Here is a 22,009-nt window from a genome sequence, read left to right on the forward strand (position 1 = left end):
ACCTCAGGTCACGCGGGCGCGGGTGCGGTAGTCGGGCCGGTCCCATTCGCGCCCGTCCATCACCGCGGCCAGATGCGCAATGGCCGCGTCAACATCCTGCGCGCGCAGATAGAGCGGCGTGAAGCCGAAGCGCAGGATATCCGGCGCGCGAAAATCGCCGATCACCCCGCGCGCGATCAGCGCCTGCATGATGGCATACCCCTCAGGGTGGCGGAAACTGACCTGGCTGCCGCGCTCTGCGGGGTCGCGCGGGGTGGCCAGCTCCAGATCGGGGCAGGCGGCCTCGACGCCGCTGATGAAACGGTCCTGCAGCTCCAGCGAACGCGCGCGCACTTCGCCCATGTCCACATGGTCCCATACGTCCAGAGCGGCCTCCAGCGCGGCCATCTGCAGCACCGGCGGGGTGCCCACGCGCATCCGCTCCACCCCGCGCGCCGGGCGATAGGTCAGATCGAAGGCAAAGGGTTCCTCATGCCCCAGCCAGCCCGAAAGGGCCGGGCGCGCGGTCTCGGCATGGCGGGGGGCGACATAGATGAAGGCCGGGCCGCCGGGGCCCGCGTTCAGATACTTGTAGGTGCAGCCCACGGCGAAATCGGCGCCCGTTCCTGCCACATCCACCGCAAAGGCCCCGGCGGAATGGGCCAGGTCCCAGACCACCAGCGCCCCCGCGGCATGGGCGCGCCGGGTCAGCGCGGCCATGTCATGGCGCCGGCCCGTGCGGTAATCCACCTCGGTCAGCATCAGCACCGCGACCGAGCCGTCAATGGCCTCTTCCACATCGGCGGGCGGGACGGTGCGCAGCTCATATCCATCGCCCAGGGTGCGGCACAGCCCCTCGGCCATATAGAGGTCGGTGGGAAAGTTGCCGGTATCCGACAGGATCACGCGGCGCCCGGGCATCATCTCCAGCGCCGAGGCCAGCGCCTGATAGACCTTGATCGACAGCGTGTCGCCCAGCACCACATGCCCCGGTTCGGCCCCGATCAGCTGCCCGATCCGGTCGCCGATCCGGCTGGGCATCTCCATCCACCCGGCGCGATTCCAGCCTGTGATGACCATCTTGCCCCATTCCTGGGTCATCACCTGGCCCACACGGGCGCTTGCGGCACGGGGCAGCGGACCAAGCGAGTTGCCGTCCAGATAGATCACGCCCTCGGGCAGGTCGAACAGGGCGCGGGTGGCATCAAAATCGGTGGGCATGGGCTGGGCTCCGCACAAGGGGTATGCGGCCGTTTTACCACCGCGCCCCGGCAAGGGAACCCCCCGGCAGTGCCGCGCGCCAGATGGCCCAGCCCATGGCCAGAGTTCCCGCCCCCGCCGCCAGGGCGACCACAGGCGTGTCACCCAGGTTCGCCACCAGCACACCCACCAAGGCCCAGATCACCGTCAGCCCATACAGCGCCGAGCGTCCCAGCCGCAACTGCACGCCCACCCCGATGGCCAGCGCCAGCGCCAGAGACAGCAGCGCCGCTGCCACCGGGCCGGTCACGCCAAAGCCCGCCAGCATCAACCCAACCGAGACGCAGCTGGCCGCCGTCAGCCAGCCCGCATAGATGGCCACCGGCGCCGCGCCCAGCCAGCGCGCCAGTCCGTCGCCCTGCGGCACCCGCCACAGCGCGGCCAATGCACCGGCCAGCATGATCCAGATCAGCACCGTGGCCCAGACCGCCGATGCGTTCGCCACCGCGATCCAGCCGCTGCCCACGCCCAGGCTGATGATCAACGCTGCGCGCGGCGCGTCCCATGCCGGGTCCGCGCGCCGCGCCAGCAAGCCGGTCACCGCCAGCGCAATCAGCCACAGATAGATCAACCCCCAGATGCCAAAGGCATAGCCCGCAGGCTGCACCGGCGGATTGCGCTGCGGGTTGGGGAACAGGTCCGGGTCGAACCCGCTGAACCCGTCGGTCAGATAGGGCGAGACCACGAAGGCCAGTATCACCAGCAGCACTAGTGCCGCGCGCAGGGACGCCATAGAGATCATCGCCATCATCCTTCTGCCACATGCTTATCGCCAACACGCACCCGCCGCCAGGGTTCCCCCTGCCCATGCCCTTTGCATGGGCAGCGCCCCCGAGGCGCGCGTTGGGTGGGTGGGTGGGCGCGGCTCGGGGGCGCTTTATCGCCGCCACAGGTCCCGCTCAGGCCTGCGCCGCCAGTGCGCCTGCCAGATCGCCATATCCGGTGAGGCGCCTCTCATAGGCCAGCCCCAGCCGCGCGGCGCAATCATGCGCGCGGCGGTCCAGATCCGGATCATCGGTCTGGGCCAGATAGACCAGCTTTTCATAATTGCCGAACATCATCGGGATCAGCTCGGGATGGCGGTCGAAACCCATGGCTTTCCAGACAAAGGCATCGAACTGCCGCACCAGGAAATCGGTCAGATAGAAGGCAGTGATCTCCGAGTCCGCATGGGCGTCAAACCGCTCCACCCCCTCGAAGAAGGCATAGCAATGCGGCCCCGCCACCATGTCCACCCCCAGCGCCGCGCAGCGGGCCTGCAACAGCCCGCCGGTGCCGCAATCGGCATAGACGACGAAAATGCGGGCATAGCGGTCACGGAACCGCGCCACCGCCGCCTCGACGGCATCGGGGATGCGCTCCGGCCACAGATGCAGGTTCGCAGGCAGGCAATGCAGGTCCATATGATCCCAGCCATTTGCGGCCTTCAGCGCCAGGATCTCGCGCGCCAGCGCGCCGCAGGCCAGCAGCAGAACCCGCCCGCCCGCGCGCGCGTCCAGCCCGGTTTCCGTCAGCACCTTGTCGTCAATGCTCATGCCTTGCGCTCCGCAGCCTTCGCCGCATTCCACAATGCATCCATTTCGGCCAGATCGCTGTCCTGCGGGCGACGTCCCGCGTCCGCCAGCGCCGCTTCGATGAACCGGAAGCGGCGGGTGAACTTGGCATTGGCCCCGCGCAGGGCCGCTTCGGGGTCCACATCCAGATGCCGCGCCAGATTGGCCATGACGAACAGCAGATCGCCGAATTCCTCGGCCACCTTCTCGGCGGGCAGGCTGTCGCGCGCCTCGACCAGCTCGCGCGTTTCCTCGGCGATCTTGTCCAGCACCTGGCCCGCATCGGGCCAGTCAAACCCCACCCGCGCCGCGCGTTTCTGCAGCTTCACCGCCCGCATCAGCGCCGGAAGGCCCAGCGCCACATCATCCAGCACGCCGCCCGCCCCGCGCCGGGCGCGCTCGGTTTCCTTCACCCGCTCCCAGTCGCGGGTCTGCTGCGCCGCGCTCTTGTCGCGCGATTCGGTGCCGAACACATGCGGGTGGCGCGCAACCATCTTGTCACCGATCCCGCGGGCGATCTCGTCAAAGCCGAAATGCCCGGCGTCCTCGGCCATCTGGGCATGATAGACCACCTGCAGCAGCAGATCGCCCAGCTCGGCGCGCAGCTCCGGCCAGTCCTGGCGCTCGATCGCGTCGGCGACCTCGTAGGCTTCCTCGATCGTGTAGGGCGCGATCGAGGCGAAATCCTGTTCGATATCCCAGGGGCAGCCGGTTTCCGGGTCCCGCAGGGCGCGCATGATGGCGCGCAGCCGGGTCATGGGGTCGGCGGCGAAAATCCCTGCATCCTCCATTGAACTTGCCCCCGGATAGGTCCAACACTGCCCCCCGTATCCTTCATGCCCGCCCCGGAGTCCACCATGCCCGTGATCAACCGCATTGCCGAATTTGCCCCCCAGATGGCCGAATGGCGCCGCCACCTGCATCAGCACCCGGAACTGGCCTTTGACTGCCACCAGACGGCGGCCTTCGTGGCCGAGCTCCTGCGCGAATTTGGCGTGGATGAGCTGCACGAGGGGATCGCCACCTCGGGGCTGGTGGCGATCATCAACGGGCAGGGGGATGGCCCCACCATCGGGCTGCGCGCCGATATGGACGCCCTGCCGATCCACGAGGCCACGGGCGCGCCCCATGCCTCGACCGTGCCGGGCAAGATGCATGCCTGCGGCCATGACGGCCATACCACCATGCTGCTGGGCGCCGCGCGCTACCTGGCCGAAACGCGCAATTTCGCGGGCCGCGTGGCCCTGATCTTCCAGCCGGCCGAGGAAGACGGCGGCGGTGCCGGCGTCATGTGCGACGAAGGCATGATCGAGCGTTTCGACATTGCGCAGGTCTACGCGCTGCACACCTTTTCCGGGGCGCCGGTGGGCCGCTTCATGGGTTGCGCGGGGCCGATGCTGGCGGCGGTGGACACGCTGACCGTGCGCATCACCGGACGCGGCGGGCACGGCGCCCACCCCGAAGATTGCGCCGATCCGGTGGCGGCCATCGTCGCCATGGTCGGCGCGCTGCAGACCATCGCCAGCCGCAACCGCAAGGGGACGGATGCGCTGGTGCTGTCGGTCACGCAGATGGAGGCCGGGGCCGATGGTGCCGACAACATCATCCCCGAAACCGGCTGGTTCCGCGCCACCGTGCGCACCTATGACCCGGCCGTGCAGGACATGGTCGAACGCCGCGCGCAGGAGATCATCACCGGCATTGCCGCCGCCATGGGGGTAGAGGCGCATGTGGAGTATGAACGCGGCTACCCCGCCACCGTCAACGACCCCGATGCAACCGCCCATGCGCTGGCCACCGGCCGCGCCGTCAGCGGCGACAGCGATGCCTGTGAACCGGTGATGGGGGCCGAGGATTTTTCCTACATGCTGCAAAAGCGCCCCGGCAGCTATCTGTTCCTGGGCCAAGGCGACGGCCCGCCGGTGCATCACCCGAAATTCGACTTCAATGATGATGCCACGCCCTATGGGGCCAGCTGGTTCGCGCGCATGGTGGAGACCCTGCAGCCCCGCGCAGGGGGCTGAGGCGGCGCCTGCCGCGGGGCCTCAGTTCTCGGGCGCGGGTTTGCGGCTGCGCCCGGCGCCGGGGGCGGTGGTTCCGGCGCTGCTATCGTGGGTGCCGCGCTCTCGGTAGGGGGTAGTGTTGTATTGCGCGCGGTAGCATTTGGAAAAATGTGACGGCGAGGTGAAGCCCGAGGCCAGCGCCACATTGATCACGCTCATATCCGTCTGCATCAGCAGATTGCGCGCGCGGGCCAGCCGCAACTCCATGTAATACCGCTTGGGGCTGCGGTTCAGATAGCGGCGGAACAGGCGCTCCAGTTGCCGGGTGGACATGCCGACCTGCAGCGCCAGATCGGCGGGGCTGATCGGGTCTTCGATATGGGATTCCATGATCTCGATCACGCGGCCCAGCTTGGGGTGGCGCACGCCGATGCGCGTGGGGATGGACAGCCGCTGCGTGTCACGGTTGGTGCGGATGGCCGAATAGATCAACTGATCCGCCACGCTGTTTGCCAGGTCCTTGCCATGGTGATCGGCGATCAGGGTCAGGATCAGGTCCAGCGAGGCCGTCCCCCCCGCGCTGGTCATGCGGTTGCCATCGATCACAAAGACGGTCTTGTTCAGGGCGACCTCGTCGAATTCCTCGGCAAAGCCGTCATGGTTTTCCCAATGGATGGTCGCTTCACGCCCGTCCAGCAGCCCCGCGCGCGCCAGCGCATGGGCCCCGGTGCAGATACCCGCCATGCTGACCCCGTGCCGGGCCTGGCGGCGCAGCCAGTTGATGATCGCGGGCGTTGTGGCGCGCTGGATATCGATCCCGCCGCAGACAACGATGATGCTGTCATGGTCCACATCTTGCAGCCCCTGATCGAGCGCAAAGCGGGTGCGGTTGGAACATTCGGCAAAGCCGCCCGATTCGCCCACCAGCCGCCATGTGTAGAGCGTGCGCCCCGCAGCGCGATTGGCCAGGCGCAGCGGCTCCAACGCCGAGGCAAAGGCCAGCATCGAAAACCGGTCCAGCAGCAGGAAAACAAACTGCCGGGCGCCGGCGTCCTCGCGGCGGTCGGGCAGGGGGCGTCGGGTGGAAGGTCTGGTCATGCTGGGCCTGCAAGCGCGTCTTGACCGATGGACAAAATCAGCTTTTCCGGGCACGTTCAAGCGCAACCGGACGCCGCGCCGTCACGCCCGCGGGAAGCGCCCCGCTCAGGCCGGGCGCAGGTTCATCGCGCGCTCCCGCACCGGCAGATGCACGATGGCCGAAAACAGCCCAACGCCGACACCGACCCACCAGACCAGCGTGTAGTCGCCATACATGTCATGCAGCGCGCCCCCCAGCCAGACGCCCAGAAAGCTGCCCAACTGATGGCTGAAGAAGACAATGCCATAGAGCGTTCCCATGTAACGCAGCCTGTAGATATGCGCGATCAACCCCGAGGTCAGCGGCACCGTCGCCAGCCACAGCGCGCCCATCAGCAGTGAGAACAACAGCACCGACCCCGGCGTGATGGGCGCCAGGATGAAGGCCGCCGCCACCACCGTGCGCGCCATGTAGATCGATGCCAGAAGGTATTTCTTCGAATACCGTTTGCCCAGCCAGGCCGCGGTGATGGTGCCGCCGATATTGGCCAGCCCGATGAGCGAGATCGCGACCGCCCCCAGCGCCGAGGTGGTGGTGATCCCGAACCCCGCCAGCATGCCGTCGGGCGCGATGGGGCCGCACATTTCCGTCACCATCGCGGGGAAATGCGCCGTGACAAACGCCAGTTGGTATCCGCAGGAAAAAAAGCCCAGAAAGATCAGCGTGAAGCTGGGATCGCGGAACGCCTGTTTCAGCGCCGCGCCCATGCTTTGCTCGATCTCTCCGCGGCTGGCGGGGGCGGGGCTGCGCATCATCGGCAGCGCCAGCAGCGACAGCAGCACCGCCGCGGCAAAGATCATGAACACCACCTGCCAGCTGTAGACCCCCAGCAGGATTTCCGCCACCGGCGCGCCAAACACCTGGCCCGCGCTGCCCGCTGCCGTGGCGATGCCCAGCGCAAGGCTGCGATTCTCGTCCGATGCCGTGCGCCCCACCACCGCGAGGATCACGCCGAAGCCAGTGCCCGCAATGCCGAATCCCACAAGGATTTCCAGCAGCTGATGCGCCCCGGGCGTGACGGCAAAGGCTGACAGAATCAGCCCAGCCGCATAGACCAGCGCCCCCAGCACAATGGCCCGGCGGTCGCCGAAACGCTCGGCAATCGCGCCGAAGATCGGCTGCCCGATTCCCCAGGCCAGGTTCTGAATGGCGATGGCCAAGGAGAACTCGGCCCGCAGCCAGCCGAATTCCTCGGCGATGGGGATCTGGAATACGCCGAAACTCGCACGGATGGCAAAGCTGATCATGATGATGACACAGCCGCCGATCAGCACGGGGGTCATCAGGGGCGCGCGCGACTGCTGCATGGGGCCTCCGGAGCGAATGACACGTGATTTGAGCAAATCCGCGCCCGGGTCAACTGCCGCCATGCGCCCTGCGCCGCGCGCGGGAGCGGCCAGGCGCACAACACCCCCCAGATATGCTATGATAGCGCCTTTTCACGTGCGGCGGAGGAGGAGACCCATGGCGGACGTTTCGCAGGAGCAGTTCCGGGAGATGACACAGGCCGGGCGCGCGCTCTGGTCCAGTGGCGATTTCAACGTGATCGCACGCCAGACGATGATGATTGCCGATGACCTGGTCCGCATCGCTGACCCGCGCCCCGGCGCGCGGGTCCTGGACATTGCCTGTGGCAGCGGCAACATCGCACTGATCGCCGCGCGCCGGTATTGCACTGTCGCCGGTATCGACATTGCCGCAAACCTTGTCGAAACCGCGCGCAGGCGCGCCGCGGCCGAAGGCAGCGACATCGATTTCCGTACCGGTGATGCGCAGAACCTGGCGTTCGAGGATGGCACCTTCGATCTGGTGACCTCGGCCTTCGGGATCATGTTCGCCCCCGATCAGCGCCGCGCCGCATCCGAGGCCCTGCGCGTCACCCGCTCCGGCGGGCGGCTTGTGCTGGCAAACTGGATGCCCGAAGGCTTCGGCCGGGATTTCTTCGGCGCCCACGCCCGCCACGCGCTCCCGCCCGAGGGCGCCCCCTCACCGCTGGTCTGGGGGACCGAGGCCGGGGTGCGCGACCTGCTGGGCGATGGTGTCCGCGAGCTGCGTTTCCAGCGCGGCACCGGCTATGCTTTCTTCCGGTCGCTCGATCATGCGATCAGCGTGTTTTCCACGTATTTCGGCCCGACCATACGGGCCCTGCAGGTGGTCGGCCCTGAAGGCACCGCGGGTTTGAAGGCGGATCTGGCTGCGGCGATTTCCGCGCATGACCGGGCCTCGGATGGCACCATACGGATGCAGACGGATTACATGCTGACCATCGCCACCCGCGCCTGAGCCCGGTCCCGGCTTTACCCCCGCAGGTGGCGCCGCTACATCTGATCCAGACCATCACGGGGGCGCGCATCTTGGGCGATCTGACATTCCGGCTGGCCGGGCAGGGCGATCTGCCCGCGATCCTGGCGCTTCTGCGCGATGACCGGCTGGGTGCGGGCCGGGAGAATGCGCCTTCCGCGGCCTATGAACGCGCCTTCGCCCGGCTGCTGGATGAGCCCGACAACCATCTGATCCTGGGCGAGATCGACGCCATGGCCGTGGCGACCTATCAGCTGACCTTCATCACCGGCCTGTCGCTGGGCGCCACCCGTCGTGCGCAGATCGAAAGCGTGCGCGTGGCAGCAAGTATGCGCGGCGCGGGCATCGGAGCGCGCATGTTTGCCGATGCCGAGACCCGCGCCCGCGCTGCCGGTTGTGCGCTGCTGCAACTGACCACAAACGCCACCCGCACCGATGCGCGGGCCTTTTACGAACGCCTTGGCTTTACCCCAACCCATATCGGCTTTAAACGCCAGATAAGCCCAGCGGAGGACGCACCATGCCCGATGACCTGATCAACTCCTTCATGAACGGCCCCGATGAAAAGGGCCGCTTCGGCATCTTCGGCGGGCGTTTCGTCTCGGAAACCCTCATGCCGCTGATCCTGGAGCTTGAGGCCGAATACGAACGCGCCAAGACCGATGACAGCTTCTGGGCGCAGATGGATGATCTGTGGACCCATTACGTCGGCCGTCCCAGCCCGCTCTATTTCGCCGAACGCCTGACCGAGGATCTGGGCGGCGCGAAGATCTACATGAAGCGCGATGAGCTGAACCACACCGGCGCGCACAAGATCAACAACGTCCTGGGTCAGATCCTGCTGGCCATGCGCATGGGCAAGACCCGGATCATCGCCGAAACCGGCGCCGGGCAGCATGGGGTGGCCACCGCCACGGTCTGCGCCCGTTTCGGGCTGAAATGCATCGTCTACATGGGCGCCCATGACGTGGAGCGCCAGAAACCCAACGTGTTCCGCATGAAGCTGCTGGGGGCCGAGGTTGTGCCCGTCACCAGCGGCCGCGGCACCCTGAAGGACGCCATGAATGACGCCCTGCGCGACTGGGTGACCAATGTCCGCGATACCTTCTACTGCATCGGCACGGTGGCCGGTCCGCACCCCTATCCGGCCATGGTGCGGGATTTCCAGTCGATCATCGGCAAGGAGGTGCGCACCCAGATGATGGAGCGCGAAGGCCGCCTGCCGGATTCGCTGGTGGCCGCCATCGGCGGTGGCTCAAACGCCATGGGGCTGTTTCACCCGTTCCTGGATGATCCTTCGGTGCGCATCATCGGGGTCGAGGCCGGGGGCAAGGGCGTCGACGACCGCATGGAGCATTGCGCCTCGCTCACCGGTGGGCGCCCGGGCGTGCTGCATGGCAACCGCACCTATCTGTTGCAGGACGCCGACGGCCAGATCCTCGAAGGCCATTCCATCAGCGCGGGGCTGGATTACCCCGGCATCGGCCCGGAACATTCCTGGCTACATGAAACCGGCCGCGCCGAATATGTCTCCATCACCGATGACGAGGCGCTGGCCGCCTTCCAGCGCTGCTGCGCGCTTGAAGGGATCATCCCGGCGCTGGAGCCCAGCCACGCGCTGGCCCATGTGATCAAGATCGCGCCCACCCTCCCTGCCGACCACCTGCTGGTGATGAACATGTGCGGGCGGGGCGACAAGGACATCTTCACCGTCGCCCGCCACCTGGGCTTCGACATGGAGGGCTGAAAGCGCCCCTGACCCCAGCCCGCCCCCGCCACCCTTGCGCCGGGGCGCGCGCCCCCTGCGACATCCCCGTTCAGGCCGCGCCGCGCGGCAGGGGCGTGGCATGGGCGTCATAGTCTGACCAATCCTCGATATCGGGATAGAACCGCCGCCGCCAGGCCCGCACCCTGGGGTTCATGAACCGCCGCCACAGGGGCGGGATCATCGCCAGTGTGGTCAGCGCGGGATAGCCATAGGGCAGTTGCGGGGCCTCATCCTCGGTATAGGTCTGCAACAGCGGGAAGCGGCGCTCGGGCTTGTAATGATGGTCCGAATGGCGCTGCAGGTTGATCATCAGCCAGTTCGAGGCCCGGTGCGCCGCGTTCCAGCTGTGATGCGGACGCACAGGCTCATAGCGCCCGTCGCCCAGATGCCGCCGGGTCAGACCGTAATGCTCGATGTAATTGGTCAGCTCCAGCTGCCAGATGGCGATGAAGGCCTGCCACACAAACAGTCCCAGCCCCGCCCAGCCGCCGATCCAGAACGCCAGCGCCAGAAACCCGCCCTGCAGCGCGGCGTAGCGCCAGAACGGGTTGCGCCCGTGCCAGGCAGGAAGGCCGCGCCGCGCCAGCATTGCCGCCTCGGCCCGCCAGGCCGAAGGCGGGCAATCCCGCAAAACCCGCCAGAAATAGGCCTGAAACCCCTCGCCCAAACGCGCCGTCACCGGATCGCGCGGGGTGCCGACCCAGGAATGATGCACCAGCAGATGCTCGGACCGGAAATGACTGTAGAGCACCGAGGCCAGCAGCAAATCCCCCAGCCAGCGCTCCAGCCTGGTGCGCTGGTGCAGCAGCTCATGGGAATACACAATGCCGATCACCCCGGACATGACCCCCACGCCAAAGAACAGCGCCAGCACCTCGAACCAGTGCAGGTGATCGGTGACCGACACCCACCACAGCGCGCCAAAGATCACCACAAACTGCACCGGAAACCAGATCAGCGTGATCGCCCGGTACCAGAACAGATCCGACAGCGGCGTCTCCACATCCGCGTTGTCCTCGTTCAGCCCGGTCAGGAAATCCATCAGCGTGAACACGCCCCAGCCATAGACCGGCATCGCCAGCAGCCACCAGCCGCCCCAGTGCGCGGCCGCCGTGATCAGGGGCAGAAACCCCAGGCTGACCCAGAAGGGCAGCGCGGCGCTCAACTTGCGGAAGGTCTCCGGGGTCATGGGCAGCGAACCTGTGGTGGACAGTTCTGATCATATAGCGCAGCACGGGCGCCAATGCAGCCCCGCCGCGCTGCGACAGTTCAGCGTCTTCTGTCTCCCACCAGCTCCTCCATCAGATCCGGCTGCACCACCTCGATCCAGTAGCCGTCCGGGTCCTTGATAAAGGCAATCTCCTTCATCCCGCCCTCGCCAAGCTTCTTCTGAAAGGTCACGCCCATGCGCTCGAACCGCGCGCAGGCGGCGACAATATCGGGCACGGCAATACAGATATGGCCGAAACCCTTGGGGTCGGAATTGCCCGAATGCATCTCGGTGTCATCGCCCTCGGTGCCCCAGTTATGGGTCAGCTCCAGCAACCCCGCGCGCGAGAATGTCGCCGCCACCGACCCGTCCGCAGGCTCGGAATGCCCCCGCGCCTGCAGGAAATAGAGCGAGAACCGCGCCTCATCGAAATCCAGCCGTGTGATCAGCCGGAACCCCAGCACCTGCTCGTAGAATTGCAGCGACCGCACCGGCTCCTTGATCCGCAGCATGGTATGGGTCAGCACGAACTGTTCGGTTTCCTTCAGGTCATCCTGCATCGCATCTCTCCTTGATCTTGTCCCCAACAACGCCGAAGCCCCGTGTCCGGCTTCGTCACGCCACCGCGATAGCGCAGCCGGTTGCCGCTGCGCAACCCGGCACCCTGGCAACGGGGCGCCACGCCTGCCGCATATGGCAACCGCGCGCGCCAGCGCGCCCGGCCCAACGCCGGGCTGCGCGGCTTGCCGCGTCTGCCCGGGGGCGGGAGCGCCCCCTGCCACGGGCGCGTCGCTGCCTTGCACAGGGCAGGGCTGGAACCTCAACGTGGCCGTTGCGTTTTCCTTGCGCAACCGATGATCGGAGACAGCAGTGCCAGCAGCAACAGCTCCCGAAGCCACGCTCTACCGGATGAAAATGTCGGATCATCTCTGCCCGCACGGGCTGAAAACCCTCGATCTGCTGCGCCGCGAGGGGTTCTCGGTGGCCGACCACCCGCTGACTTCGCGCGCCGAGATCGATGCCTTCAAGGCCCGTCATGATGTCGACACCACGCCGCAGGTCTTCATCAAGGGCCAGCGGATCGGCGGATACGAGGATCTCCTCCGCCATCTGGGCAAACCCGTCCCGGACCCCGAGGCCGTCAGCTACCGGCCCGTGATCGCGCTCTTTGCCATGGCCGGCGCCATGGCGCTGGCGGTCAGTTGGGCCAGTCAGGGGCGGCTTGCCACCATTGCCGCCGCCGAATGGTTCATTGCCCTCTCCATGTGCCTTCTTGCGCTCCAGAAACTCAAGGATATCGACGGCTTCGCCACGATGTTCCTCAACTACGACCTGCTGGCGCAGCGCTGGGTGCGCTACGGTCATGTCTATCCTTTTGCCGAAGGGCTGGCCGGGGTGCTGATGGCGGCGGGCGCGTTGATGTGGATATCGGTGCCCGTGGCGCTGTTCATCGGCACCATCGGCGCGGTGTCGGTGGTCAAGGCCGTCTATATCGACCGGCGCGCGTTGAAATGTGCCTGTGTCGGCGGCGACAGCAAGGTGCCGCTGGGGTTCGTATCCCTGACCGAGAACCTGATGATGATCGGCATGGCCGTATGGATGCTGCTCAAGCCCGCCGGGATCGGCATCGGTCAGTGATCGAACGGAGACGAAAAAACCCCGGATCGCTGCGATCCGGGGTTTGTCTGTCTTTCATGATCCTGGCGCTCAGCTCTGCGGCTCGGGTTCCAGGCCGCTGTCACCCTCGCCGCGCTTGCGCGGGCGGGTCTTCGGGATGGATGCGACCGATGGCGTCCCGCCCGAGGGTTCGTCATCCTGATCATCGCGCCCGATAGGCTCCCCCCTCATCACGCGGGTAATCTCGGGGCCGGTCAGGGTCTCATACTCCAGCAGCCCCTGCGCCAGACGCTCCAGATCGTCGCGCTTCTCGGTGAGGATCTTCTTGGCGGTCTCATAGCCCTCGTTGATGATGTCGCGCACCTTGTCGTCGATCATCTTCTGCGTCATGCCCGAGTGGTTGGACCCGCCACCATAGGCGCCCAGATAGGATTGCTGTTCATTGGCGTAATCCACATGGCCCAGTTCGGGGTCAAAGCCGAATTGCGTCACCATGGCGCGGGCGATCTTGGTCACCTGCTGGATGTCGCTGGCCGCGCCCGAGGTCACGTTCTCAGTGCCAAAGACCAGTTCCTCGGCCACCCGGCCGCCCATGGCCATGGCGATCTTGGACTTGTACTTGGTGTAGGTCACCGAAAGCTGGTCACGTTCCGGCAAGGACAGCACCAGACCCAGCGCGCGCCCGCGGGGGATGATGGTCGCCTTGTGGATCGGGTCATGCTGGGGCACGTTCAGCCCCACGACCGCGTGCCCGGCCTCGTGATAGGCGGTCAGCTTCTTCTCATCCTCGGACATGACCATGGAGCGGCGTTCGGACCCCATCATCACCTTGTCCTTGGCGTTTTCGAAATCCTCCATGATCACGAAGCGCCGGTTGCCACGGGCGGCCATAAGCGCGGCCTCGTTCACCAGGTTGGCCAGATCCGCGCCCGAGAAGCCCGGAGTGCCCCGCGCGATGATGCGCAGGTCCACGTTGGGGCCCAGCGGCACCTTGCGGGCGTGCACGCCCAGGATGCGTTCACGGCCCTTGATGTCAGGGTTGGGCACCTGCACCTGACGGTCGAAGCGGCCGGGGCGCAGCAGCGCCGGGTCCAGCACATCGGGGCGGTTGGTGGCCGCAACGATGATGATGCCTTCGTTGGCCTCGAACCCGTCCATTTCCACCAGAAGCTGGTTCAGCGTCTGTTCGCGCTCATCATTGCCGCCGCCATAGCCAACGCCACGCGAGCGGCCCACGGCGTCGATCTCATCGATGAAGACGATGCAGGGGGCGTTTTTCTTGGCCTGCTCGAACATGTCGCGCACGCGGGACGCACCGACACCCACGAACATTTCCACGAAATCCGAGCCCGAGATGGTGAAGAAGGGCACCCCGGCCTCGCCTGCAATAGCGCGGGCCAGCAGCGTCTTGCCGGTGCCCGGAGGGCCGACCAGCAGCGCCCCCTTTGGGATTTTCCCGCCCAGGCGGCTGAATTTCTGCGGGTTGCGCAGGAATTCGACGATCTCTTCCAACTCGTCCTTGGCCTCGTCGATGCCGGCCACGTCATCAAATGTCACGCGTCCGTGCTTTTCGGTCAGCAGTTTCGCCTTGGACTTGCCGAAACCCATGGCGCCGCCACGTCCGCCGCCCTGCATCCGGTTCATGAAGAAGATCCAGATGCCGATCAGCAGCAGGAAGGGCAGCCACAGGGTCAGCGCCGACAGGAAGCCGGACTGCTGCTGGGGCCGGGCCTCGATGGGGATGTTGTTGTCCAGAAGCCGCTGGGTCAGGCCTGCGTCCTCGGGCTTGATGGTGCTGTATTGCTGGCCGTCAGCCCCAACGAAGATCACCTGCTCACCATCGAGCGTGACGCGGTTCACATCGCCTTGCTGCACGCGTTCGATGAAGTCGGAATAAGTGACCGAACGGGCCGAATTGGTGCCCTGGCCGCCGCTGAACATGTTGAACAGCATGACCATCAGCAGAAACAGAACGATCCAGAATGCGAAATTTCGCGCGTTGCCCACGGGGCGCCTCCTGTAAGAGCGGAAGCCGGAGCGGTCCGGCAGTTGTGTCAAACATAGAGATTACGCCGCCGCGATCAATGCGATAATGCCCCGCGCAGAAGGTCGAGCGGGCCCTGACGGCAGGATGCACGCCATCGTGACCCCGGATCGGCAAGGGGGGCGGCCACCAGTTCGGTGCCGCGCCAGACCGCCGGTGAGGCCATGAGCGAGCTTTGCGGCAGAGTTGGCGCGGCGGCCACGGGCAGCCGGTCGATGGCCCGGCCCAATGCGCGGATGCTGTGGCCGGTGGCAGGCGTGCCGGGCGGCGGATGAAGCCGCCAGCGTCCATCCCAGAGGGCATCGACCGGGGTGCAAAGCCCTGCAACCGCTTTCCATTCCCGCGCAATGCGAAGGGTTCGCGGCTGCCAGGTGAGCAGGCAGCCATGGAGTGTGGCGCGTGTGGGGGCGGCCAGCGCGCGGCGCAGGGCCTGAAGACGGGGGCGGTAGGGCTGGCCCGAAAGCGCGCAGAGGAGCTGCGCCACCAGCCGCTCGCGCAGCTCCTGGGGCAGGGCCTCCAGCCCGGCGCGGTCCAGCAGCGCATCGCCCGCCTGCATGCGCAGGATGCCGCCGCCCGCATCCAGCGCGGCCTGCGACAGCGCGTCGCGCGCCTGGGCCATCTGCCCGGCGCTGCGGGCTAGCCGGGCGGGGTCCAGCCCCAGTTGGGCCATTGCGCGGCGCGTGCGTGCGCGGGCAAAGCGCGGATCGGCATTCGTGGGGTCTTCGGCCCAGTCGGCACCGCATCCGCGCAGCACCTCCCTCAGGGCTTCGCGCCGGGTGGTCAGCAGGGGGCGCAGCCAGGTGATGCCCCCCCAGCGGCGGGCGGGCGCCATGCCGGCCAGGCCGTCCACGCCAGATCCGCGCGCGATCCGCATCAGCAGGGTTTCGGCCTGATCCTCCAATGTGTGGCCCAGCGCAACCGCCTGCACGCCACGCTCTTGCGCCCAGGCCGCAATCAGGCTGCGCCGGGCCTGACGGGCGGCATCCATGAGATTGCCGCGCGCGCGCGCGCCTTGCCAGTGCAGTGTGTCATGGGCCAGTCCAAGGCGCGCGGCCAGGGCTGCCGCGGCGGCGATCTCGGCGCGGCTTTCGGGGCGCAGGCCGTGGTTCACGCTGACGGCGGCCAGGGCAATCCCGTGCCGGGCGGCCCATTCGGCCATCAGCACCATCAGCGCCATCGAGTCCCCGCCGCCCGAGACGGCAATGCCGACCGGCCCACCCGGCTGCGGGCCGAGCGCGGCGCGCAGCGCGGTTTCCAGCGCGGCCTGCGGGGGGCTGGGGTCTGCAGGGGTCATCCGCCCGCCGCCCCCGGGTGGCGGGTGGGCGCGCTCACCCGCAGGACAGGCGCGCGAAGGCCTCGCGCCCGCGCGCCTCCTCGTCACTGCCGGGGAACCTGTCCGAGAGCTCTTCGAACATCACGCAGGCTTCGGCGGTTTCGCCCAGTTCGGCCAGCGCCTCGCCCAGGGCCAGCAGGGCGGCGGGGGCGTGGCGGCCCTGGGGCGCGGCGGTAAAGAGGTTCAGATAGGTCCGGGCGGCATCGCCTGTGGCGCCACGGGCGCGATGGGCCTCACCCAGGCGCAGTTGCGCCTGCTCTGTCATGGGGCCGCCGGGATAGGCCTCAAGGAAGGCTTTCAGGGCCTCGGCGGCCTCATCGGCGCGGCCGTCCTCCAGCAAGGCCACCGCCTGGTCAAAGGTGCGCTGCTCGTCGGCGGCCATCAGCGGCGCATCAGCCTCTGCTTCCGGGGCGCTTTCGGGGGTGGTGGTCTGCCCCGGCAGCGACAGGTCCACACCGCCCAGCGGCGGGGTGGTGCCCAGTTGCGTGGGGTCGCCGCCTTCAAGCTCCACCAGCCGGAATTCGATATCGCCCAGGCGGTTGGTGGCATCCCGGACGATCTGGCGGATGCGGAAATCCAGCTCCTCGGCCTGCCCGGTCAGGCGCGAAAGCGCGGCTTCGATCCGGTCGATCCGCTCCAGCGTGTCGCCATCGACCGCGGGCGGGCTGCTGCCGTCGCCCGGCAGAAGCTCGGCGCGCAGGCGGGCCATGTCGGTGGCCAGGCGCTCGACCTCAACCCGAAGGTCGGCAAGGGTGTCAGCGCGCGCGGGGGTGGTCAGTGCCACCCCCGCCACCGCCAGCAGGATCACAAGGCCCCGGCGCATGGCAGCCTCAGCCCGCCAGACCGGTGGACACAACGGTCACCGCCCGGCGGTTCTGGTTCCAGCAGCGCGGCTCGGGGCAGGCTTCGACCGGGCGTTCCTTGCCGTAGCTTACGGTGCGGATACGGTTGGCGCTGATGCCCTGGCTGACCAGGTATTGCATGGCCGCATTCGCCCGGCGCGCGCCCAGGGCCACGTTGTATTCGCGGGTGCCGCGTTCGTCGGCATGGCCTTCGACCAGAATGGTGTATTGCGGGTTGGAGCTGAGCCAGCGCGCCTGCCCGGCCAGGGTCTGGCGCGCAGTGTCGTTGAGGGTGCTGGCATCGGTGTCAAAGAACACCCGGTCGCCCACGCGCTGCTGGAAATGCGCGATCGAGCTGGGGTCGTTGGGATCGCCCAGCGCGCCGCTCTGGATGCCACCGGCACCGGGGCCGAAGCCGTTGGCGTCATCCCACTGGCCGCTTCCGCCGCGGGGGTTGTTGCAGGCGGCAAGCGCCAGTGCGGCCACCACCATCAGCACTTTGGTTGTCAGGTTCATTCTGTCTTTCCCTCGTGATGCGGCGGGCTGCTCGGTGGCGGCCCTGACCGCGTTGTCATTGGTTATTGCCGGAGCGGCGACCAGGCCGGGTCCGAGGCCGGGCCGGGTGTGGGGATGCGGCGCAGGTTGCGCCCCGAGATATCGACCGACCACAGCGCCGGATCGCCCCCCGCGGTTTCGCGGGTGAACATGATCACTCGGCCATTGGGCGCCCAGGTCGGGCCTTCGTCAAGGAACGAGGCCGTGAGCAGGCGCTCCTCGGACCCGTCCGAGCGCATGACGCCGATATGGAACCGGCCCTGATGCGATTTGGTAAAGGCGATCAGGTCGCCGCGCGGGGACCAGACGGGCGTGCCATAGCGGCCCTGGCCGAAGCTGATGCGCCGCGCCTCGCCGCCATTGGCCGGCATGACGTAAAGCTGCGAGGTGCCCGAGCGGTCGGATTCAAACACCACCCGGTTGCCATCGGGCGAGAAGCTGGGCGCGGTGGCGATGGAAGGCGCGTTGGTCAGCTGCGTGCGCTGTCCGTTGGACAGGTTCAGCCGGAACAGGTCCGTGGTCCCGCCGACCGACAGCGAATAGACCATGCTGCCCCCGTCGGGGGAAAAGCGCGGGGCGAAGGTCATGGTGCCGGGCTGGTCGCCCACCACCTGCCGGCGCATGTTGCCCATATCCATCAGATAGATGCGCGGCGTGCCGGTTTCATAGCTGGTATAGAGGATACGGTCCCCGGTGGGCGAAAACCGCGGTGCGATCACCAGCGCGCGCCCGTCGGTCAGGTATTCGACATTGGCGCCGTCCTGATCCATTACCGCCAGCCGCTTCACGCGGTTTTCGCGCGGGCCGGATTCGGCCACGAACACCACCCGGCTGTCGAAATAGCCGCCCTCGCCGGTGATCCGGCTATAGACCGCGTCCGAGACCTTGTGCGCCATGCGCCGCCAGGCATCCGTGCTGCCCTGAAACTGCAGACCGTCCCCCATCTGCCGCCCTGATACGATGTCGAACAGCCGGAACTTGACCGACATGCGGTTGCCCTGCACCGAGACCGCGCCGGTGATCAGCGCCTGGGCGTTGATCGCGCGCCAGTCGGAATATTGCACCGGCGCGTCAAAGCTGGTGATCCGCGCGATATGGGCTGAGGCCGGGATCTCGCGGAACAGGCCCGTGTTGCTCAGGTTGGCCGCGATCACGCGGGAGAGCTGGTCGCTGAATTGCTGTCCGGCGCTGTTTTCGGCCACGAAGGCGGGAACCGCAAAGGGCATGGGTTCGATCACGCCTTCGGTGATCTCGATCCTGAGCGGCCCCGAGGATTGGGCGAAGGCCGCAGCCGCGCCAAGCATCAGCGCCAGCCCGGCGGTCAGGGCCAGTATCAGCCGCGCCATAACCGGGACCCGGAGGGCAGGGGGCATGGAAATATCTGTCATCGTATACGCATCCCTTCGGGGTTGAACGTGATCTCTATATCACGCCATTGATCGTATTTCTCGGGGGGGAGGCCATATCCGTCACCGGCGCAGCGGATGATTGCCCGGCGCGCGGCCTCGAACGCCTGTGATGTCGCCGAGTCCGACCCGCCCGAGGCGCTGACCATGCGGATGGTGCCGACCTCGGGCAGGGCGGACGGGGTCATGGACAGGCCCACCGTCACCGTGACGCCCATGGCTTCGGTGGACAGCGCGCCCAGGTTCCAGCATTGCTGCACGGCCAGGCGCAGACCGTCGGCTTCGGACTGGGTCAGCCCGCCGGTGGCCGGGCGCGCGGGGCCGGTTTCAGTGGCGCCGCCGGTCATCGCCTGAGCCAGGGCATCGGCAATGGCATCGCGGGGGGCCTCGGGTTCGGGTTCCGGTTCCGGGTCCGGGGTGGCGGCGGGCTGTTGCGCTTGTTGTTGCGGGGCGGGTTGCTCTGGTGCGGCCGCAGGTGGCTGCGGGCGGGTGGGGCGGCTTTCGGGGCGGGGGCTGACCTGGGGCGCACGGGCAGCCAGGTCCAGCGATTCGGTGTCGGTTTCGGTGGCTTCGGTCACGATTTCGGTCGTGGCCTCGGGCAGGGCGGTGGCCTCGGCCTCGGGTTCGGTCACATCGGCCTCGCGCTCGGCATCGGGGGTGATCGCCTCGGATTCGGTGATGTCGATACGCGCCTCGGGGTCGGGGGCTTCGCTTGGTGTGGGGGCGACACGGTCCACCGGTCGCGGACGTGGGCGGGTAGAGCTGCCGGGCGCAGGCGCGGGCGAAAGCACCACGCCGGTTTCGGGCGGGGCGGGCGCTTCGGGTTCGGGCTGCGGTTCAGGTTCGGCCTGCGGCTCCGGGGTCGGAGGCGGGGCGGGCTCTGGCGCGGGTTCTGGCTCAGGCTCAGGCGCGGGTTCTGGCGCGGGCGTGGGTTCGGGGGCGGCGGCCTCGGGCTCGGGCTCGGGGTCCGGCGGGGGTGGGGGCGCCGGTGCGGGGGCAGGGTCCGGCTCCGGGCTGCGCGCAGGGGCCTGCAGCGCGGCGAATTCCTCGGCGCTGATCAACGAGACATCGGCCACGGGCACGCTCAGCCCGCTGTCGGGCGCGCGAAACAGATCCCCCACCATCACCCAGAGGATGAGGGCAAGATGCATCGCACCCGAAATCTTCTGTCCCGTATCCATGTGCTTTCGCCTGGCTCAGTTCTGCCCGTCGAAACGCGGCCCGCCGGTGTCGGTCACCAGCCCGATATTGTTGAACCCGCCCGAATTCAGCGCGCCCATCACCTGGACCACGCGCTCATAGGGAATGGTCCCGTCGGCGCGCAGGAAGATCCTGTTGTCGCGGCGTTCGGCGGCCACCGCGCGCAACTGCGCGACCAGATCGCCGCCCTGAACCTCGGTGGTCATGATCAGCACCCGGCCATCGGCGGTCAGGGTCACCGAAAGCGGCTCTTCCTGTTCCGCGGGCAGCGCGCCCGCCGAAGTGCGCGGCAACTCCACCGGCACGCCCACGGTCAACATCGGTGCGGCCACCATGAAGATGATCAGCAGCACCAGCATCACATCCACAAAGGGCGTGACGTTGATTTCCGACATGCGCCCGCCGGTCCCGCGCCGCCGCCGCCCGTTGCCGCTATTGCGCTTGATGACCTGTCCCCCCATCGCTCAGGCCGCATCCAGCTGACGTGACAGGATGGTGTTGAACTCATCGGCAAAGGCCTCGAAGCCCGAGATGATGACCTCCGAATCCTCGGTCAGCTTGTTGTAGAAGATGGTGGCGGGAATGGCGGCCAGCAGCCCCAGCCCGGTGGCCAGAAGCGCCTCGGCGATGCCCGGCGCGACCACGGCCAGATTGGTGGATTGCGCCAGCGCGATTTCCTCGAAGGCGTGCTTGATCCCCCAGACCGTGCCAAAAAGCCCGATGAAGGGCGAGGCCGAGCCGACCGAGGCCAGAAAGGTCAGCCCGCCCTGCAGCTCGCGCGCCTCCCGCGTGATGGCCACATCCATGGAGCGGTCGATGCGCTGCACCGCGCCGGGGATCAGCGCGCCATCCTGTCGGTGACTTCGCCGCCATTCGGCCATCCCGGCGGCAAAGACCCGCGCGGGCGGGCTGGCCGGTTCAGGGCCAAGCTGTTCGTAAAGCTCATCCAGCGGTTCACCGGACCAGAAGGCGCCGTCAAAGGCTTCCGCCTCGGCGCGGGCGCGGCGATAGCGGATCAGCTTCTGGATGATGATCCCCCAGGACCAGAACGAGGCCAGGATCAGGATGATCATCACCAGCTGCACGGTCAGGGTGGCGCGCGCAAACAGCGCGACCAGCGAAAAGTCGATGTCTTGCGCAGCGGCAAGGGCGGTCTGTTCCATGGGTCTGCTCACTCAAGATGGGCCACCCTTTGCGCGGGCAGCTCTGTTTGGCGGCGAATCTACAGGTTTTCGGCCCTCAAAGCCAACAGATCGACCGGTGATGCAACAAATTTATCCGTGATCGATGCAAAGGGCGCGCAGCGCGGCGGGAAATCGCTGCGCCCGCCCGGCGGTGTTGAGGCACACCAGCACCACCGTCGCATCTAACAGAAGCGCCTCGCCGCGCAGCACCTGCTGGCGCAGGATCAGCCGCGCAGGGGTCGCGGCCTGCGCCGTGGTGGTGACGTCCAGCAGGTCATCGAAGCGGGCGGGGGCGAGGTAATCGGCCTCAACCCGCCGCACGGCAAAGACCAGCCCCTGCGACGCCTTCAGAGCCGCCTGATCGATGCCCAGCCCGCGCACCCATTCCGTCCGCGCCCGTTCGATGAACTTCAGGTAATTGGCGTAATAGACGATGCCCGCAAGGTCGGTGTCCTCGTAATAGACGCGGATGGGGTGGGTGTGGGGCATGGGGTGGCATCCGTCCTTGCGCGCGGTTCATCGCTGCGTAGCATTGCCGCGGAGCGGAGGCCATGGGAAGGCGGGGGCGACCCGAAGCGGGCTGAGGGGGATGATGACGTAAGGAGTCCTGAGCGAT

General features: G+C 67.4%; 22 protein-coding genes. 5 read left to right on the top strand and 17 right to left on the bottom strand.

Going from position 1 to position 22,009, the window contains the following annotated elements; genetic code table 11:
* Positions 1–3: 3 nt before the first annotated feature.
* The 4 genes from kynU to mazG form a co-directional block, all read right to left on the bottom strand.
* The gene (gene kynU / locus HUK65_RS03370) at positions 4–1,200 is read right to left on the bottom strand and encodes a kynureninase (RefSeq protein ID WP_179904725.1); all 1,197 of its coding nucleotides are present in this window, start codon (positions 1,198–1,200) and stop codon (positions 4–6) included.
* Between the two features lie 34 nt (positions 1,201–1,234).
* Complete coding sequence (locus HUK65_RS03375; protein ID WP_179904726.1) at positions 1,235–1,981, bottom strand: hypothetical protein; 747 nt, start codon at positions 1,979–1,981, stop codon at positions 1,235–1,237.
* Between the two features lie 157 nt (positions 1,982–2,138).
* Positions 2,139–2,774, bottom strand: coding sequence for a DUF1638 domain-containing protein (locus HUK65_RS03380; RefSeq protein ID WP_179904727.1), 636 nt, complete (start codon positions 2,772–2,774; stop codon positions 2,139–2,141).
* Positions 2,771–3,583, bottom strand: coding sequence for a nucleoside triphosphate pyrophosphohydrolase (mazG, locus tag HUK65_RS03385; RefSeq protein WP_179904728.1), 813 nt, complete (start codon positions 3,581–3,583; stop codon positions 2,771–2,773). Before mazG ends, HUK65_RS03380 begins: the two co-directional genes overlap by 4 nt.
* A gap of 66 nt (positions 3,584–3,649) precedes the next feature.
* Here mazG and HUK65_RS03390 point away from each other — a divergent pair, with 66 nt between their 5' ends.
* A complete protein-coding gene (locus HUK65_RS03390; RefSeq protein ID WP_179904822.1) occupies positions 3,650–4,816 on the top strand; it encodes a M20 aminoacylase family protein in 1,167 nt (388 codons plus the stop codon).
* A gap of 21 nt (positions 4,817–4,837) precedes the next feature.
* On the opposite strand, the gene HUK65_RS03395 is transcribed toward HUK65_RS03390, so the two are convergent.
* Both HUK65_RS03395 and HUK65_RS03400 read right to left on the bottom strand, forming a co-directional pair.
* Complete coding sequence (locus HUK65_RS03395; RefSeq protein ID WP_179904729.1) at positions 4,838–5,893, bottom strand: GlxA family transcriptional regulator; 1,056 nt, start codon at positions 5,891–5,893, stop codon at positions 4,838–4,840.
* Positions 5,894–5,998: 105 nt separating this feature from the next.
* On the bottom strand, positions 5,999–7,240 hold the full coding sequence (locus HUK65_RS03400; protein ID WP_179904730.1) for an MFS transporter: 1,242 nt from the start codon (positions 7,238–7,240) through the stop codon (positions 5,999–6,001).
* A 157-nt stretch (positions 7,241–7,397) separates the two neighbouring features.
* On the opposite strand from HUK65_RS03400, the gene HUK65_RS03405 reads away from it, so the two are divergent.
* Genes HUK65_RS03405 through trpB form a run of 3 tightly spaced genes read left to right on the top strand, consistent with a single transcriptional unit; the run spans position 7,398 to position 9,981 of the window.
* Complete coding sequence (locus tag HUK65_RS03405) at positions 7,398–8,216, top strand: class I SAM-dependent methyltransferase (protein ID WP_179904731.1); 819 nt, start codon at positions 7,398–7,400, stop codon at positions 8,214–8,216.
* Between the two features lie 26 nt (positions 8,217–8,242).
* Positions 8,243–8,770, top strand: coding sequence for a GNAT family N-acetyltransferase (locus tag HUK65_RS03410; RefSeq protein ID WP_327787025.1), 528 nt, complete (start codon positions 8,243–8,245; stop codon positions 8,768–8,770).
* Positions 8,755–9,981, top strand: a complete 1,227-nt coding sequence (gene trpB / locus HUK65_RS03415) for a tryptophan synthase subunit beta (protein WP_179904732.1) — start codon at positions 8,755–8,757, stop codon at positions 9,979–9,981. Before HUK65_RS03410 ends, trpB begins: the two co-directional genes overlap by 16 nt.
* Positions 9,982–10,051: 70 nt before the next feature.
* On the opposite strand, the gene HUK65_RS03420 is transcribed toward trpB, so the two are convergent.
* Together HUK65_RS03420 and gloA are read right to left on the bottom strand one after the other, a co-directional pair.
* Positions 10,052–11,191, bottom strand: a complete 1,140-nt coding sequence (locus tag HUK65_RS03420) for an alkane 1-monooxygenase (RefSeq protein WP_179904733.1) — start codon at positions 11,189–11,191, stop codon at positions 10,052–10,054.
* A gap of 80 nt (positions 11,192–11,271) precedes the next feature.
* Complete coding sequence (gene gloA / locus HUK65_RS03425; protein ID WP_179904734.1) at positions 11,272–11,772, bottom strand: lactoylglutathione lyase; 501 nt, start codon at positions 11,770–11,772, stop codon at positions 11,272–11,274.
* A gap of 310 nt (positions 11,773–12,082) precedes the next feature.
* On the opposite strand from gloA, the gene HUK65_RS03430 reads away from it, so the two are divergent.
* Entirely contained in the window at positions 12,083–12,850 is a 768-nt protein-coding gene (locus tag HUK65_RS03430) for a MauE/DoxX family redox-associated membrane protein (RefSeq protein WP_327787026.1), read from the top strand.
* A 69-nt stretch (positions 12,851–12,919) separates the two neighbouring features.
* On the opposite strand, the gene ftsH is transcribed toward HUK65_RS03430, so the two are convergent.
* From ftsH to ybgC, 9 genes are all read right to left on the bottom strand, one after another.
* Complete coding sequence (gene ftsH / locus HUK65_RS03435; protein WP_179904735.1) at positions 12,920–14,836, bottom strand: ATP-dependent zinc metalloprotease FtsH; 1,917 nt, start codon at positions 14,834–14,836, stop codon at positions 12,920–12,922.
* A 74-nt stretch (positions 14,837–14,910) separates the two neighbouring features.
* Positions 14,911–16,167, bottom strand: coding sequence for a tRNA lysidine(34) synthetase TilS (tilS, locus tag HUK65_RS03440; RefSeq protein WP_179904736.1), 1,257 nt, complete (start codon positions 16,165–16,167; stop codon positions 14,911–14,913).
* Positions 16,168–16,201: 34 nt separating this feature from the next.
* Positions 16,202–17,029: a tol-pal system protein YbgF gene (gene ybgF / locus HUK65_RS03445; RefSeq protein ID WP_179904737.1), complete on the bottom strand. Its 828-nt coding sequence runs from the start codon at positions 17,027–17,029 to the stop codon at positions 16,202–16,204.
* Between the two features lie 7 nt (positions 17,030–17,036).
* Positions 17,037–17,564, bottom strand: a complete 528-nt coding sequence (pal, locus tag HUK65_RS03450; RefSeq protein ID WP_179904738.1) for a peptidoglycan-associated lipoprotein Pal — start codon at positions 17,562–17,564, stop codon at positions 17,037–17,039.
* 62 nt (positions 17,565–17,626) lie between these two features.
* Complete coding sequence (tolB, locus tag HUK65_RS03455; RefSeq protein ID WP_179904825.1) at positions 17,627–18,949, bottom strand: Tol-Pal system beta propeller repeat protein TolB; 1,323 nt, start codon at positions 18,947–18,949, stop codon at positions 17,627–17,629.
* A gap of 38 nt (positions 18,950–18,987) precedes the next feature.
* Entirely contained in the window at positions 18,988–20,190 is a 1,203-nt protein-coding gene (locus tag HUK65_RS03460) for a hypothetical protein (RefSeq protein WP_179904739.1), read from the bottom strand.
* A 15-nt stretch (positions 20,191–20,205) separates the two neighbouring features.
* Entirely contained in the window at positions 20,206–20,670 is a 465-nt protein-coding gene (tolR, locus tag HUK65_RS03465; protein WP_179904740.1) for a protein TolR, read from the bottom strand.
* Between the two features lie 3 nt (positions 20,671–20,673).
* Positions 20,674–21,372: a protein TolQ gene (tolQ, locus tag HUK65_RS03470; protein ID WP_179904741.1), complete on the bottom strand. Its 699-nt coding sequence runs from the start codon at positions 21,370–21,372 to the stop codon at positions 20,674–20,676.
* 111 nt (positions 21,373–21,483) lie between these two features.
* A complete protein-coding gene (ybgC, locus tag HUK65_RS03475) occupies positions 21,484–21,882 on the bottom strand; it encodes a tol-pal system-associated acyl-CoA thioesterase (RefSeq protein WP_179904742.1) in 399 nt (132 codons plus the stop codon).
* Between the last annotated feature and the right edge of the window lie 127 nt (positions 21,883–22,009).

The organism is Rhabdonatronobacter sediminivivens (assembly GCF_013415485.1).
GTDB classification, from domain to species: domain Bacteria; phylum Pseudomonadota; class Alphaproteobacteria; order Rhodobacterales; family Rhodobacteraceae; genus Rhabdonatronobacter; species Rhabdonatronobacter sediminivivens.